Raw genomic sequence first — 15,390 nt, forward strand, 5'->3', positions numbered from 1 at the left:
TAATCGATTGATCTTTCCCTCTCAGGCCGGCATAATGGTCGGCCTGACTTTGTTCTAGGCCAGTAGCTCAATTGGCAGAGCGGCGGTCTCCAAAACCGCAGGTTGGGGGTTCGATTCCCTCCTGGCCTGCCAAATTTCTCGACGAAATTTGGCACTTCTTCAACGGGATTCCTAGCAGATGAATGCGAAGGCTGAAGCCAAAGAATCGCGTTTCGATATCTTGAAATGGCTCTTGGTTGCTGTGGTTGTTGTGGTTGGCGTCGTCGCTAACCAGTATTACTCTGCGCAGCCGCTCCTCTATCGCGTGCTCGGTATTCTCGTTCTGGCGGCTGCTGCGGGCTTCGTGGCTCTGCAGACCGTCAAGGGTCGCGCTTTCTTCACGTTGGCGAAAGAGGCGCGCGCCGAGATTCGCAAGGTCGTATGGCCGACTCGCCAAGAAACGACTCAGACCACCATGATCGTGGTCGCAGTGGTGCTGGTAATGGCGCTGGTGCTGTGGGGGCTCGATTCCCTGCTGGGTTGGCTTGTTTCCATGATCGTAGGTTAAGGGTGTTCCGTGGCTAAGCGTTGGTACGTTGTGCATGCCTACTCGGGTTACGAGAAGCATGTCATGCGCTCGCTGATCGAGCGGGTCAAACTGGCTGGCATGGAAGATGGCTTCGGCGAGATTCTGGTTCCCACGGAAGAAGTCGTGGAAATGCGTAACGGCCAGAAGCGCAAGAGCGAACGCAAGTTCTTCCCCGGCTACGTGCTGGTCCAGATGGAGATGAACGAGGGTACCTGGCACCTGGTCAAGGACACTCCTCGCGTCATGGGCTTCATCGGTGGTACCGCCGACAAGCCGGCTCCGATCACCGACAAGGAGGCCGAGGCCATCCTGCGTCGCGTCGCCGATAGCGGCGACAAGCCCAAGCCGAAGACGCTCTTCGAGCCGGGCGAAACCGTTCGCGTCATCGATGGTCCCTTCGCGGACTTCAATGGCGTGGTCGAAGAGGTCAACTACGAAAAGAGCCGGATCCAGGTCGCAGTGCTCATTTTCGGTCGCTCCACCCCGGTGGAGCTGGAGTTCAGCCAGGTCGAGAAAGTCTAACTGGCATAAGCAATTCCCACCCCGCAGCCATAGGCTGCGGGGTTTTGTCGTCATTGGGATAAACGCGAAAGCAACCGGGGAGCCCTTGTGGCGTTCGAACCCGTAACTGGAGTAGCAAATGGCTAAGAAAATTCAGGCTTACATCAAGCTGCAGGTAAAGGCTGGCCAAGCCAACCCGTCGCCGCCGGTCGGTCCCGCTCTGGGTCAGCACGGCGTGAACATCATGGAGTTCTGCAAGGCGTTCAACGCCAAGACCCAGGGCATGGAGCCCGGTCTGCCGACTCCGGTGATCATCACCGTTTACAGCGACCGTAGCTTCACCTTTGAAACCAAGAGCACCCCGGCCTCCGTACTGCTGAAGAAAGCTGCTGGCATCACCAGCGGTTCCAGCCGTCCGAACAGCCAGAAAGTCGGCACCGTTACCCGTGCTCAGCTGGAAGAGATCGCCAAGACCAAACAGGCCGATCTGACCGCCGCTGACATGGATGCGGCCGTGCGTACCATCGCCGGCTCCGCGCGTAGCATGGGCCTGAACGTGGAGGGTGTGTAATGGCTAAGGTGACCAAGCGTCAAAAGGCTATCGCCGAGAAAATTGAAGCCGGCAAGCAATACGGCTTCGAAGATGCCGCCAAACTGCTGGCCGAGCTGTCGACCATCAAGTTCAAGGAATCCGTGGACATCGCCATCAACCTGGGCGTCGATCCGCGTAAATCCGACCAGGTCGTACGTGGCGCCACCGTTCTGCCGAACGGCACTGGCAAATCCGTCCGCGTCGCCGTCTTCACCCAAGGCCCGGGTGCCGAAGCCGCTCTGGCTGCAGGCGCCGACAAGGTCGGTATGGACGAGCTGGCTGCCGAGATGAAAGCCGGTGACCTGAACTACGACGTAGTCATCGCCTCCCCGGACGCGATGCGCGTTGTCGGTCAGCTGGGTCAGGTTCTCGGCCCGCGCGGCCTGATGCCGAACCCGAAAGTCGGTACCGTGACCCCGGACGTAGCCACTGCCGTGAAAAACGCCAAGGCTGGTCAGGTTCGCTTCCGTACCGACAAGAACGGCATCATCCACGCCTCCGTTGGCAAGATCGATTTCGAGCCGGTCAAACTGAAGCAGAACGTCGAAGCTCTGCTGGTTGACCTGAAGCGCCTGAAGCCCGCCTCCTCGAAAGGCGTGTACGTTCAGCGCGTGACCCTGAGCACCACCATGGGCCCGGGTCTGCAGATCGATCAGGCTTCTCTGGACGCCTAAGCAAGACAAAGTCGGGAGGTGGGCCTGGCCCATCTCCCGCAGGTATTGGGGTCCCTGCCTGGCGGGGGCTATCCAAGACCGTAGGCGGCGCAAGCCTTAAACCTCAAGCCTACGCAGATGGTGCTCCCGATTCGTTTGCCGAATCAGACACCAACACGCCGTCCGGCTCCGGCTGGACGTATCGGTAACATCCAGGAGTAAACCCGTGGCAATTAAACTCGAAGACAAGAAGGCCATCGTCGCTGAAGTCAACGAGGCTGCCAAAGCCGGTCTGTCCGCTGTCGTGGCTGATGCCCGTGGCGTGACTGTCGGCGCAATGACCGGACTCCGTAAAGAGGCCCGCGAAGCTGGCGTGTACGTGAAAGTCGTGCGTAACACCCTGCTCAAGCGCGCCGTTGAAGGCACTCAGTTCGATGTGCTCAGCGACGTGTTCAAAGGCCCGACCCTGATCGCTTTCTCCACTGAACATCCGGGCGCTGCCGCTCGTATCTTCAAGGAGTTTGCCAAGGGTCAGGACAAGTTCGAGATCAAGGCGGCCGCGTTCGAGGGTCAGTTCCTCGCAGCCAATCAGATCGACGTTCTGGCGACCCTGCCGACCTACAACGAAGCTGTTGCACAGCTGATGAGCGTGATTCAAGGCGCCACCAGCAAGCTGGCTCGTACCCTGGCGGCTATTCGCGACCAGAAAGAAGCGACCGCTGCCTAAGGCAACCGTTCGTTCTCAACCTTTTTTGTTTAATAGACGGCGTACGCGCTGTCGCCCAATACAGGAATTAGAGTCATGGCTCTGACCAACGAAGACATCATCAACGCCGTATCCGAAATGTCCGTCATGCAGATCGTTGAACTGATCAAGGCGATGGAAGAGAAGTTCGGCGTTACCGCTGCTGCCGCTGTTGCTGCCGGCCCGGCCGCTGCCGCTGCTGCTGTCGAAGAGCAAACCGAGTTCACCATCGTCCTGGCCGAAGCTGGCGACAAGAAAGTGAACGTGATCAAGGTCGTTCGTGAACTGACCGGCCTGGGCCTGAAAGAAGCCAAGGCTGTCGTTGACGGCGCCCCGGGCGTGGTCAAGGAAGGCGCTTCGAAAGAAGAAGCCGAAGCTGCCAAGAAAGCCCTGGAAGAAGCTGGCGCCAAGGTCGAGCTCAAGTAAGCTCGCCCCTTGCGTCTACAGCCCGAGCGTTAAGCGACAGGCTGATGGCTGGTGGCTTTTGCCACCGGCCTTTTTCCGTTATGGGCGGGCTGCCCTAGGGGGCCGGCCCGTAGCGTGAAAACCCACCCTGAGGGGTGGCGCAAACTCTAGGTTTGCACGATTTTTCGGCTGCTCCCGTGGGAGAGGCCAAACAAGCAGGTGACCAAGCTGGGGAACGCTGATGGCTTACTCATACACTGAGAAAAAACGTATCCGCAAGGACTTTAGCAAGTTGCCGGACGTCATGGATGTGCCGTATTTGCTGGCCATCCAGCTGGATTCCTATCGCGAATTCCTGCAGGCAGGTGCAAGCAAGGATCAGATCCGTGATATCGGTCTGCATGCGGCCTTCAAGTCCGTTTTCCCGATTATCAGCTATTCCGGCAATGCTGCCCTGGAATACGTCGGCTATCGCCTCGGCGAGCCGGCCTTCGATGTCAAGGAATGCGTGCTGCGCGGTGTGACCTTCGCCGTCCCGCTGCGTGTGAAAGTGCGCCTGATCATCTTCGACAAAGAGTCGTCGAGCAAAGCGATCAAGGACATCAAGGAACAGGAAGTCTACATGGGGGAAATCCCCCTGATGACCGAGAACGGTACCTTCATCATCAACGGTACCGAGCGCGTCATCGTCTCCCAGCTGCACCGCTCCCCGGGTGTGTTCTTCGACCACGACCGTGGCAAGACCCACAGCTCCGGCAAGCTGCTGTACTCCGCTCGCATCATTCCTTACCGCGGTTCCTGGCTGGACTTCGAGTTCGACCCGAAGGACTGCGTGTTCGTCCGTATCGACCGTCGCCGCAAACTGCCGGCGTCCGTCCTGCTGCGCGCGCTGGGCTACAGCACCGAGGAAATCCTCAACAGCTTCTATGACACCAACCTGTTCCAGATCAAGGGCGAAACCCTGAACCTGGAACTGGTGCCGCAGCGTCTGCGTGGCGAGATCGCCAGCTTCGACATCAAGGATGGCGCTGGCAAGGTCATCGTCGAGCAGGGCCGCCGCATCACCGCGCGCCACATCAACCAGCTTGAAAAGGCTGGCATCAAAGAGCTGGAAGTGCCCTTCGACTACCTCATCGGCCGTACCGTGGCCAAGGTTGTCGTGCACCCGGCTACCGGCGAGATCATCGCCGAGTGCAACACCGAGCTGTCCGTCGATGTACTGGCGAAGATCGCCAAGGCCCAGGTCGTGCGCCTGGAAACCCTGTACACCAACGACATCGACTGTGGTCCGTTCATCTCCGACACCCTGAAGATCGATTCCACCGGCAACCAGCTGGAAGCCCTGGTCGAGATCTACCGGATGATGCGTCCCGGCGAGCCGCCGACCAAGGAAGCCGCAGAGACCCTGTTCGGCAACCTGTTCTTCAGCGCCGAGCGTTACGACCTCTCCGCCGTAGGCCGGATGAAGTTCAACCGCCGTATCGGCCGCACCGAGATCGAAGGTCCGGGCGTGCTGAGCAAGGAAGACATCGTCGACGTACTGCGTACCCTGGTCGACATCCGTAACGGCAAGGGCATCGTCGACGACATCGACCACCTGGGCAACCGCCGCGTACGTTGCGTCGGCGAAATGGCCGAGAACCAGTTCCGCGTGGGCCTGGTGCGTGTAGAGCGCGCGGTCAAGGAACGCCTGTCGATGGCCGAAAGCGAAGGCCTGATGCCGCAGGACCTGATCAACGCCAAGCCGGTGGCTGCCGCGATCAAGGAGTTCTTCGGCTCCAGCCAGCTCTCGCAGTTCATGGACCAGAACAACCCGCTCTCCGAGATCACCCACAAGCGCCGCGTTTCCGCACTCGGCCCGGGCGGTCTGACCCGTGAGCGCGCCGGCTTCGAGGTTCGCGACGTACACCCGACCCACTACGGCCGCGTGTGCCCGATCGAAACCCCTGAAGGTCCGAACATCGGTCTGATCAACTCCCTGGCGACCTACGCCCGCACCAACAAGTACGGCTTCCTGGAAAGCCCGTACCGCGTGGTGAAGGAAGGCCTGGTGAGCGACGACATCGTCTTCCTCTCCGCCATCGAAGAGGCCGATCACGTGATCGCTCAGGCCTCCGCGACCCTGGACGAGAAAGGCCGTCTGGTCGACGAGCTGGTAGCCGTACGTCACCTGAACGAATTCACCGTGAAGGCGCCGGAAGACGTCACCCTCATGGACGTTTCGCCGAAGCAGGTCGTTTCCGTCGCTGCCTCGCTGATTCCGTTCCTCGAGCACGACGACGCCAACCGCGCACTCATGGGTTCGAACATGCAGCGTCAGGCTGTACCGACCCTGCGCGCCGACAAGCCGCTGGTAGGTACCGGCATGGAGCGCAACGTCGCCCGTGACTCCGGTGTCTGCGTGGTAGCCCGTCGTGGCGGCGTGATCGACTCGGTCGACGCCAGCCGTATCGTGGTTCGCGTGGTGGATGACGAAGTCGAGACCGGCGAAGCCGGTGTGGACATCTACAACCTGACCAAATACACCCGTTCCAACCAGAACACCTGCATCAACCAGCGTCCGCTGGTGAGCAAGGGTGACGTGATCGCGCGCGGCGACATCCTCGCCGACGGTCCGTCCACCGACATGGGTGAACTGGCCCTGGGCCAGAACATGCGCGTCGCGTTCATGCCCTGGAACGGCTTCAACTTCGAAGACTCCATCTGCCTGTCCGAGCGCGTGGTCCAGGAAGATCGTTTCACCACGATCCACATCCAGGAACTGACCTGCGTCGCCCGCGACACCAAGCTCGGCCCAGAGGAAATCACCGCGGACATCCCGAACGTCGGTGAAGCTGCGCTGAACAAGCTGGACGAAGCCGGTATCGTCTACGTCGGCGCCGAAGTGCAGGCTGGCGACATCCTGGTCGGCAAGGTCACCCCGAAAGGCGAGACCCAGCTGACTCCGGAAGAGAAGCTGCTGCGCGCGATCTTCGGTGAGAAGGCGTCCGACGTTAAGGACACCTCCCTGCGCGTGCCGACCGGCACCAAGGGCACCGTCATCGACGTACAGGTCTTCACCCGCGACGGCGTGGAGCGCGACAGCCGCGCCCTGTCCATCGAGAAGATGCAGCTCGACGAGATCCGCAAGGACCTCAACGAAGAGTTCCGCATCGTCGAAGGCGCCACCTTCGAGCGTCTGCGTTCCGCCCTGGTCGGCTCCGTCGCCGAAGGCGGCCCGGCGCTGAAGAAAGGCACCGAGATCAGCGACGAGTACCTCGAAGGCCTCGAGCGCGGCCAGTGGTTCAAGCTGCGCATGGCCGAAGACGCCCTGAACGAGCAGCTGGAGAAGGCCCAGGCCTACCTCAGCGACCGCCGTCAGATGCTCGACGACAAGTTCGAGGACAAGAAGCGCAAGCTGCAGCAGGGCGACGACCTGGCTCCGGGCGTGCTGAAGATCGTCAAGGTCTACCTCGCCATCAAGCGCCGCATCCAGCCGGGCGACAAGATGGCCGGCCGTCACGGTAACAAGGGTGTGGTCTCGGTGATCATGCCGGTCGAAGACATGCCGCACGACGCCAACGGCACTCCGGTGGACATCGTTCTGAACCCGCTAGGCGTACCGTCGCGTATGAACGTCGGTCAGATCCTCGAGACCCACCTGGGCCTCGCGGCCAAGGGCCTGGGCGAGAAGATCAATCGCATGCTCGAAGAGCAGCGCAAGATCGCCGAGCTGCGCAAGTTCCTGGGCGAGATCTACAACGAGATCGGCGGCCGTCAGGAAAGCCTGGACGAGCTCTCCGATAACGAGATCACCGCTCTGGCCAACAACCTGAAGGGCGGCGTGCCCATGGCTACCCCGGTATTCGACGGTGCCAAGGAGCGCGAGATCAAGGCCATGCTGAAGCTGGCCGACCTGCCGGAAAGCGGCCAGATGCGCCTGTTCGACGGCCGCACCGGCAACCAGTTCGAGCGTACGACCACCGTTGGTTACATGTACATGCTCAAACTGAACCACCTGGTCGATGACAAGATGCACGCACGTTCCACCGGCTCCTACAGCCTGGTTACCCAGCAGCCGCTGGGTGGTAAGGCGCAGTTCGGTGGCCAGCGTTTCGGGGAGATGGAGGTCTGGGCGCTGGAAGCCTACGGTGCCGCCTACACCCTGCAGGAAATGCTGACCGTGAAGTCGGACGACGTGAACGGCCGTACCAAGATGTACAAGAACATCGTGGATGGCGATCACCGCATGGAGGCCGGCATGCCCGAGTCCTTCAACGTGCTGATCAAAGAAATCCGTTCGCTCGGCATCGATATCGAACTGGAAACCGAATAACACGTGACGATAGAACGGTGCGGCGGTCAGCCGCCGCACCGGGTCCGTGAGGAGGAAAGGCCTTGAAAGACTTGCTCAATCTGTTGAAAAACCAGGGTCAAATCGAGGAGTTCGATGCCATCCGTATTGGTCTGGCCTCGCCCGAGATGATTCGTTCCTGGTCGTTCGGCGAAGTTAAAAAGCCGGAGACCATCAACTACCGTACCTTCAAGCCGGAGCGCGATGGCCTGTTCTGCGCCAAGATCTTCGGCCCGGTGAAGGACTACGAGTGCCTGTGCGGTAAGTACAAGCGCCTGAAACACCGTGGTGTGATCTGCGAGAAGTGCGGCGTGGAAGTCGCCCTGGCCAAGGTGCGCCGCGAGCGCATGGGTCACATCGAGCTGGCTTCGCCGGTCGCCCACATCTGGTTCCTGAAGTCCCTGCCGTCCCGTATCGGCCTGCTGCTGGACATGACCCTGCGTGACATCGAGCGCGTGCTCTATTTCGAGAGCTACGTGGTGATCGATCCGGGCATGACCACCCTGGAGAAGGGCCAGCTGCTGAACGACGAGCAGTACTTCGAAGCCCTCGAAGAGTTCGGTGACGACTTCGACGCGCGCATGGGCGCCGAGGCCGTTCGCGAGCTGCTCAACCAGATCGACCTGGAGCACGAGACTGGTCGCCTGCGCGAAGAGATTCCGCAGACCAACTCGGAAACCAAGATCAAGAAGCTGTCCAAGCGCCTGAAGCTGATGGAAGCCTTCCAGGGCTCCGGCAACCATCCCGAGTGGATGGTGCTGACCGTCCTGCCGGTGCTGCCGCCGGACCTGCGTCCGCTGGTTCCGCTGGATGGCGGCCGCTTCGCGACTTCCGATCTGAACGATCTGTACCGTCGCGTGATCAACCGTAACAACCGTCTGAAGCGCCTGCTCGACCTGGCCGCTCCGGACATCATCGTGCGCAACGAAAAGCGCATGCTGCAGGAGGCCGTCGACGCCCTGCTGGACAACGGCCGTCGCGGTCGCGCCATCACCGGCTCGAACAAGCGCCCGCTGAAGTCCCTGGCCGACATGATCAAGGGCAAGCAAGGTCGCTTCCGTCAGAACCTGCTCGGCAAGCGCGTGGACTACTCCGGTCGTTCGGTTATCACCGTCGGCCCGACCCTGCGCCTGCACCAGTGCGGTCTGCCCAAGAAGATGGCCCTCGAGCTGTTCAAGCCGTTCATCTTCGGCAAGCTCGAAGCCCGTGGCATGGCGACCACCATCAAGGCCGCGAAGAAGATGGTCGAGCGCGAACTGCCCGAGGTCTGGGACGTTCTCGCCGAAGTCATCCGCGAACACCCCGTACTGCTGAACCGTGCGCCGACCCTGCACCGTCTGGGTATCCAGGCGTTCGAGCCGGTGCTCATCGAAGGCAAGGCGATCCAGCTGCACCCGCTGGTCTGCGCGGCGTACAACGCCGACTTCGACGGTGACCAGATGGCCGTTCACGTTCCGCTGACCCTCGAGGCCCAGCTGGAAGCGCGCGCGCTGATGATGTCGACCAACAACATCCTCTCGCCCGCCAACGGCGAGCCGATCATCGTGCCGTCGCAGGACGTGGTAATGGGTCTGTACTACATGACCCGTGAAGCCATCAACGCGAAAGGCGAGGGCATGGCCTTCGCCGACCTGCAGGAAGTCGACCGCGCGTACCGCAGCGGCCAGGTGTCCCTGCACGCCCGCGTGAAAGTGCGCATCAACGAGAAGATCAAGAACGAAGACGGCTCCCTGACCGCCAACACCCGCATCGTCGACTCCACCGTCGGCCGTGCGCTGCTGTTCCAGGTCGTGCCCGCCGGCCTGCCGTTCGACGTGGTCAACCAGTCGATGAAGAAGAAGGCGATCTCCAAGCTGATCAACCACTGCTACCGCGTGGTGGGTCTGAAGGACACCGTCATCTTCGCCGACCAGCTGATGTACACCGGCTTCGCCTACTCGACCATCTCCGGTGTGTCGATCGGCGTGAACGACTTCGTCATCCCGGACGAGAAGGCGCGCATCATCAACGCCGCCACCGAGGAAGTGAAGGAGATCGAGACCCAGTACGCCTCCGGCCTGGTAACCCAGGGCGAGAAGTACAACAAGGTGATCGACCTGTGGTCCAAGGCCAACGACGAAGTGTCCAAGGCGATGATGGCCAACCTCTCGAAAGAGAAGGTCGTCGATCGCGAGGGCAAGGAAGTCGACCAGGAGTCCTTCAACTCCATGTACATGATGGCGGACTCCGGTGCGCGGGGTTCCGCGGCCCAGATCCGTCAGCTCGCCGGTATGCGTGGCCTGATGGCCAAGCCGGACGGCTCGATCATCGAGACTCCGATTACCGCGAACTTCCGTGAAGGCCTGAACGTACTCCAGTACTTCATCTCCACTCACGGTGCTCGTAAGGGTCTGGCGGATACCGCACTGAAGACCGCGAACTCCGGTTACCTGACTCGTCGTCTCGTCGACGTGGCCCAGGACCTGGTAGTGACCGAGATCGATTGCGGCACCGAACACGGCCTGGTCATGTCCCCGCACATCGAAGGCGGCGACGTGGTCGAACCGCTGGGCGAGCGCGTGCTCGGCCGCGTGATCGCGCGTGACGTGTTCAAGCCGGGTGGCGATGACGTCATCGTTCCGGCCGGTACCCTGATCGACGAGAAGTGGGTCGATTTCCTCGAGCAGATGAGCGTCGACGAAGTCGTGGTGCGTTCGCCGATCACCTGCGAAACCCGCCATGGCATCTGCGCCATGTGCTACGGCCGCGATCTGGCCCGTGGCCACCGCGTGAACATCGGTGAAGCGGTCGGCGTCATCGCCGCCCAGTCCATCGGTGAGCCGGGTACTCAGCTGACCATGCGTACCTTCCACATCGGTGGTGCGGCCAGCCGGACCTCCGCCGTGGACAACGTCCAGGTGAAGAACGGCGGTACCATCCGCCTGCACAACCTGAAGCACGTGGAGCGTGCCGACGGCGCCCTGGTAGCGGTTTCCCGTTCCGGCGAGCTGGCGGTTGCCGACGACTTCGGTCGCGAGCGCGAGCGCTACAAGCTGCCGTACGGTGCGGTTATCTCGGTCAAGGAAGGTGACAAGGTCGACCCGGGCGCCATCGTCGCCAAGTGGGACCCGCACACCCACCCGATCGTCACCGAAGTGGACGGTACCGTTGCCTTCGCCGGCATGGAAGAGAACATCACCGTCAAGCGCCAGACCGACGAACTCACCGGTCTGACCAACATCGAAGTGATGGACCCGAAAGACCGTCCGGCTTCCGGCAAGGACATCCGTCCGGCCGTGAAACTGATCGACGCCGCGGGCAAGGATCTGCTGCTGCCGGGTACCGACGTACCGGCTCAGTACTTCCTGCCGGCCAACGCGCTGGTCAACCTGAACGACGGTGCGAAGGTGCGTATCGGTGACGTTGTCGCGCGTATCCCGCAAGAAACGTCGAAGACCCGCGACATCACCGGTGGTCTGCCGCGCGTTGCCGACCTGTTCGAAGCTCGTCGTCCGAAAGAGCCTTCGATCCTGGCGGAAATCAGCGGCACCATCGCCTTCGGCAAGGAAACCAAGGGCAAGCGTCGCCTGGTCATCACTCCCACCGACGGCAGCGAGCCGTACGAGGAGCTGATTCCGAAGTGGCGTCACCTGAACGTGTTCGAAGGTGAACAGGTAAGCCGCGGCGAAGTGATCTCCGACGGCCCGAGCAACCCGCACGACATCCTGCGTCTGCTGGGCGTCAGCTCGCTGGCCAAGTACATCGTCAACGAGATCCAGGACGTTTACCGCCTGCAGGGCGTGAAGATCAACGACAAGCACATCGAGACCATCCTGCGCCAGATGCTGCGCAAGGTCGAAGTGGCCGAGTCGGGCGATTCGTCCTTCATCAAGGGCGACCAGGTCGAACTGGTTCACGTGCTGGAAGAAAACGAAGTGCTGGCCGGCGTGGACAAGTTCCCGGCCAAGTACGAGCGTGTTCTGCTGGGCATCACCAAGGCCTCGCTGTCGACCGAGTCGTTCATCTCGGCGGCATCCTTCCAGGAGACCACCCGCGTCCTCACCGAGGCGGCGGTCACCGGCAAGCGCGACTTCCTGCGCGGCCTGAAGGAAAACGTGGTCGTGGGTCGACTGATCCCGGCGGGTACCGGCCTTGCCTATCACAGCGAGCGCAAGCGTCAGCGCGACCTCGGCAAACCGCAGCGCGTGAGCGCGAGCGAAGCCGAGGCGGCACTGGCAGAAGCGCTCAACCTGAGTGGCAACTAAGCCTTGATAAAAGCCCCGGCTGTCTTGACAGTCGGGGCTTTGTCTTGACGGGGTGCTGGAAGCTCTTTAGTATTTTGTACCCCGAAAATTGGCAGGGCGCTTGCTCTGCCATTTCGTTTAAGTGTCGTAAGACAATCAGTGGAGCTATAGATGGCAACTATCAACCAGCTGGTGCGTAAGCCGCGCAAGCGCATGGTCGACAAGAGCGACGTGCCGGCGCTGCAAAACTGCCCGCAACGTCGTGGCGTATGCACCCGCGTATACACCACCACGCCGAAAAAGCCGAACTCGGCACTGCGTAAGGTGTGCCGTGTACGTCTGACCAACGGTTACGAAGTGACTTCGTACATCGGTGGTGAAGGTCACAACCTGCAAGAGCACAGCGTAGTGCTGATCCGTGGCGGTCGTGTAAAAGACCTTCCGGGTGTGCGTTACCACACCGTGCGCGGTTCGCTGGACACCTCGGGTGTCAAAGACCGTAAGCAGGGTCGTTCGAAGTACGGCGCGAAGCGTCCGAAGTAATCCATTTTTTCTATTTGCTGAGTCGATAAGAGTAAGGTCGGGTTGTAACAGTCCCGGGCTAACCTGAAGACCGTTTGAGGGCTTATCAATGCCAAGACGTCGTGTAGCGGCCAAACGTGAGATCCTGGCCGATCCGAAATACGGAAGCCAGATTCTGGCGAAGTTCATGAACCACGTGATGGAAAGCGGCAAGAAAGCCGTTGCCGAGCGTATCGTTTACGGTGCTCTGGACAAGGTCAAAGAGCGCGGTAAAGGCGACCCCCTGGAAATCTTCGAAAAAGCACTCGACGCCATCGCTCCGCTGGTCGAAGTGAAGTCCCGCCGTGTCGGCGGTGCTACCTACCAGGTCCCGGTCGAAGTACGCCCGTCCCGCCGTAATGCCCTGGCCATGCGTTGGCTGGTGGATTACGCGCGCAAGCGTGGTGAGAAGTCCATGGCCCTGCGCCTGGCTGGTGAACTGCTGGATGCTGCTGAAGGCAAAGGCGCCGCCGTCAAGAAGCGTGAAGACGTGCACCGTATGGCTGAGGCCAACAAGGCCTTCTCCCACTACCGCTTCTAATCGCGGCTTCTATTTCTTTGCGAGGGCTTTATGGCTCGTACTACAGCAATTAACCGCTACCGGAACATTGGTATCTGCGCCCACGTTGACGCGGGCAAGACCACCACTACCGAGCGGATCCTGTTCTACACAGGTCTCAGCCACAAGATGGGTGAGGTGCACGACGGCGCTGCTACCACCGACTGGATGGTGCAGGAGCAGGAGCGTGGTATCACCATCACCTCCGCTGCGATCACGACCTTCTGGGAAGGTTCGCGCGGCCAGTACGACAAGTACCGCGTAAACGTCATCGACACCCCCGGCCACGTAGACTTCACCATTGAAGTTGAGCGCTCCCTGCGCGTACTGGACGGCGCTGTCGTGGTGTTCTGCGGCACCTCCGGCGTTGAGCCGCAGTCCGAAACCGTATGGCGTCAGGCCAACAAGTACGGCGTTCCGCGTATCGTCTACGTGAACAAGATGGACCGCGCCGGCGCCAACTTCCTGCGCGTCGTAGGTCAGATCAAGAACCGCCTGGGTCACACCCCGGTTCCGGTTCAGCTGGCCATCGGTGCGGAAGATGACTTCCAGGGTCAGATCGACCTGATGAAGATGAAGGCCATCTACTGGAACGAAGACGACAAGGGCACCTCCTACCGCGAGGAAGAAATTCCCGCCGAGCTGGTTGACCTGGCCAACGAGTGGCGCAGCAACATGGTCGAGGCCGCTGCCGAAGCCAACGAAGAGCTGATGAACAAGTACCTGGAAGAGGGTGAGCTGTCGATCGAAGAGATCAAGGCTGGCCTGCGTCTGCGTACTATCGCCTGCGAAATCGTACCGGCTGTCTGCGGCTCCTCCTTCAAGAACAAGGGCGTGCCCCTGGTTCTCGACGCCGTGATCGACTTCCTGCCGGCTCCGACCGAGATCCCTGCCATCCAGGGTATCCACCCGGATCACATTGACGACGGCGACGACGCTCCGAAAGACGATCGTCCGGCTGACGACAATGCTCCGTTCTCGGCTCTGGCATTCAAGATCGCCACCGACCCGTTCGTAGGTACTCTGACCTTCGTTCGCGTCTACTCGGGCGTTCTGGAGTCCGGTAACTCCGTTATCAACTCCGTGAAAGGCAAGAAAGAGCGCGTTGGTCGTATGGTGCAGATGCACGCCAACCAGCGTGACGAGATCAAAGAAGTGCGCGCTGGCGACATCGCGGCTCTGATCGGCATGAAGGACGTCACCACCGGTGACACCCTGTGCGACATCGAGAAGCCGATCATCCTCGAGCGCATGGACTTCCCGGAGCCGGTAATCTCGGTAGCTGTTGAGCCGAAGACCAAGGCTGACCAGGAAAAGATGGGTATCGCTCTGGGCAAGCTGGCCCAGGAAGACCCGTCGTTCCGCGTCAAGACCGACGAAGAAACCGGCCAGACCATCATCTCCGGTATGGGTGAGCTGCACCTGGACATCCTCGTCGACCGCATGAAGCGCGAGTTCGGCGTCGAAGCGAACATCGGCAAGCCGCAGGTTTCGTACCGCGAAACCATCTCGAAGGACAACATCGAGATCGAAGGCAAGTTCGTTCGCCAGTCCGGTGGTCGTGGTCAGTTCGGTCACTGCTGGATCCGCTTCTCGGCTCCGGACGTGGACGAAAAGGGCAACATCACCGAAGGTCTGGTGTTCACCAACGAAGTCGTGGGTGGTGTGGTTCCGAAGGAATACATCCCGGCGATCCAGAAGGGCATCGAAGAGCAGATGAAGAACGGCGTCGTTGCCGGTTATCCGCTCATCGGCCTGAAGGCTACCGTGTTCGATGGCTCCTACCACGACGTCGACTCCAACGAGATGGCGTTCAAGATCGCTGCTTCCATGGCGACCAAGCAGCTGGCCCAGAAGGGCGGCGGCAAGGTGCTCGAGCCGATCATGAAGGTAGAAGTGGTGACTCCTGAGGATTACATGGGCGACGTGATGGGTGACCTGAACCGTCGTCGTGGTCTGATTCAGGGGATGGAAGACTCGGTTTCCGGTAAGGTTATCCGTGCCGAGGTTCCGCTGGGCGAGATGTTCGGTTACGCAACCGACGTGCGTTCCATGTCCCAGGGTCGCGCGAGCTACTCCATGGAATTCTCCAAGTACGCCGAAGCTCCGTCGAACGTCGTCGAAGCGCTGGCTAAAAAACAAGCTTGATTCAGCTCTTTTAGTAGAGGTTACTCTCGTGGCTAAAGAAAAATTTGAACGTAACAAACCGCACGTCAACGTCGGCACCATCGGTCACGTTGACCACGGCAA

General features: G+C 60.7%; 11 protein-coding genes, 1 tRNA gene and 1 pseudogene. All 13 read left to right on the forward strand.

Features of this window, described 5'->3' with window-relative positions:
- Positions 1–56: 56 nt before the first annotated feature.
- Positions 57–132, forward strand: a tRNA-Trp gene (locus tag P3W75_RS25590).
- Positions 133–178: 46 nt separating this feature from the next.
- Positions 179–547 carry a preprotein translocase subunit SecE gene (secE, locus tag P3W75_RS25595; RefSeq protein WP_276230121.1) on the forward strand — a complete coding sequence of 123 codons (369 nt, stop codon included), beginning with the start codon at positions 179–181 and terminating at the stop codon, positions 545–547.
- A 9-nt stretch (positions 548–556) separates the two neighbouring features.
- Entirely contained in the window at positions 557–1,090 is a 534-nt protein-coding gene (gene nusG, locus P3W75_RS25600; protein ID WP_074986525.1) for a transcription termination/antitermination protein NusG, read from the forward strand.
- A gap of 118 nt (positions 1,091–1,208) precedes the next feature.
- A complete protein-coding gene (gene rplK / locus P3W75_RS25605) occupies positions 1,209–1,640 on the forward strand; it encodes a 50S ribosomal protein L11 (protein WP_276230122.1) in 432 nt (143 codons plus the stop codon).
- Positions 1,640–2,335, forward strand: a complete 696-nt coding sequence (gene rplA / locus P3W75_RS25610) for a 50S ribosomal protein L1 (protein ID WP_276230123.1) — start codon at positions 1,640–1,642, stop codon at positions 2,333–2,335. Before rplK ends, rplA begins: the two co-directional genes overlap by 1 nt.
- A gap of 205 nt (positions 2,336–2,540) precedes the next feature.
- The gene (gene rplJ, locus P3W75_RS25615) at positions 2,541–3,041 is read left to right on the forward strand and encodes a 50S ribosomal protein L10 (RefSeq protein ID WP_276230124.1); all 501 of its coding nucleotides are present in this window, start codon (positions 2,541–2,543) and stop codon (positions 3,039–3,041) included.
- Between the two features lie 75 nt (positions 3,042–3,116).
- Positions 3,117–3,485 carry a 50S ribosomal protein L7/L12 gene (gene rplL / locus P3W75_RS25620; RefSeq protein ID WP_276230125.1) on the forward strand — a complete coding sequence of 123 codons (369 nt, stop codon included), beginning with the start codon at positions 3,117–3,119 and terminating at the stop codon, positions 3,483–3,485.
- A 220-nt stretch (positions 3,486–3,705) separates the two neighbouring features.
- Positions 3,706–7,779, forward strand: coding sequence for a DNA-directed RNA polymerase subunit beta (gene rpoB / locus P3W75_RS25625; protein ID WP_276230126.1), 4,074 nt, complete (start codon positions 3,706–3,708; stop codon positions 7,777–7,779).
- Positions 7,780–7,841: 62 nt separating this feature from the next.
- On the forward strand, positions 7,842–12,041 hold the full coding sequence (gene rpoC, locus P3W75_RS25630) for a DNA-directed RNA polymerase subunit beta' (RefSeq protein WP_276230127.1): 4,200 nt from the start codon (positions 7,842–7,844) through the stop codon (positions 12,039–12,041).
- Positions 12,042–12,191: 150 nt separating this feature from the next.
- On the forward strand, positions 12,192–12,563 hold the full coding sequence (gene rpsL / locus P3W75_RS25635) for a 30S ribosomal protein S12 (protein ID WP_009617130.1): 372 nt from the start codon (positions 12,192–12,194) through the stop codon (positions 12,561–12,563).
- 88 nt (positions 12,564–12,651) lie between these two features.
- Positions 12,652–13,122, forward strand: coding sequence for a 30S ribosomal protein S7 (gene rpsG, locus P3W75_RS25640; protein ID WP_276230128.1), 471 nt, complete (start codon positions 12,652–12,654; stop codon positions 13,120–13,122).
- Between the two features lie 30 nt (positions 13,123–13,152).
- Entirely contained in the window at positions 13,153–15,288 is a 2,136-nt protein-coding gene (fusA, locus tag P3W75_RS25645; protein WP_276230129.1) for an elongation factor G, read from the forward strand.
- A gap of 28 nt (positions 15,289–15,316) precedes the next feature.
- Positions 15,317–15,390: pseudogene (locus P3W75_RS25650) on the forward strand (GTP-binding protein); the annotation flags it as partial.

Origin of the sequence: Pseudomonas citronellolis (assembly GCF_029335315.1) — a bacterium.
Taxonomy (GTDB): domain Bacteria; phylum Pseudomonadota; class Gammaproteobacteria; order Pseudomonadales; family Pseudomonadaceae; genus Pseudomonas; species Pseudomonas citronellolis_A.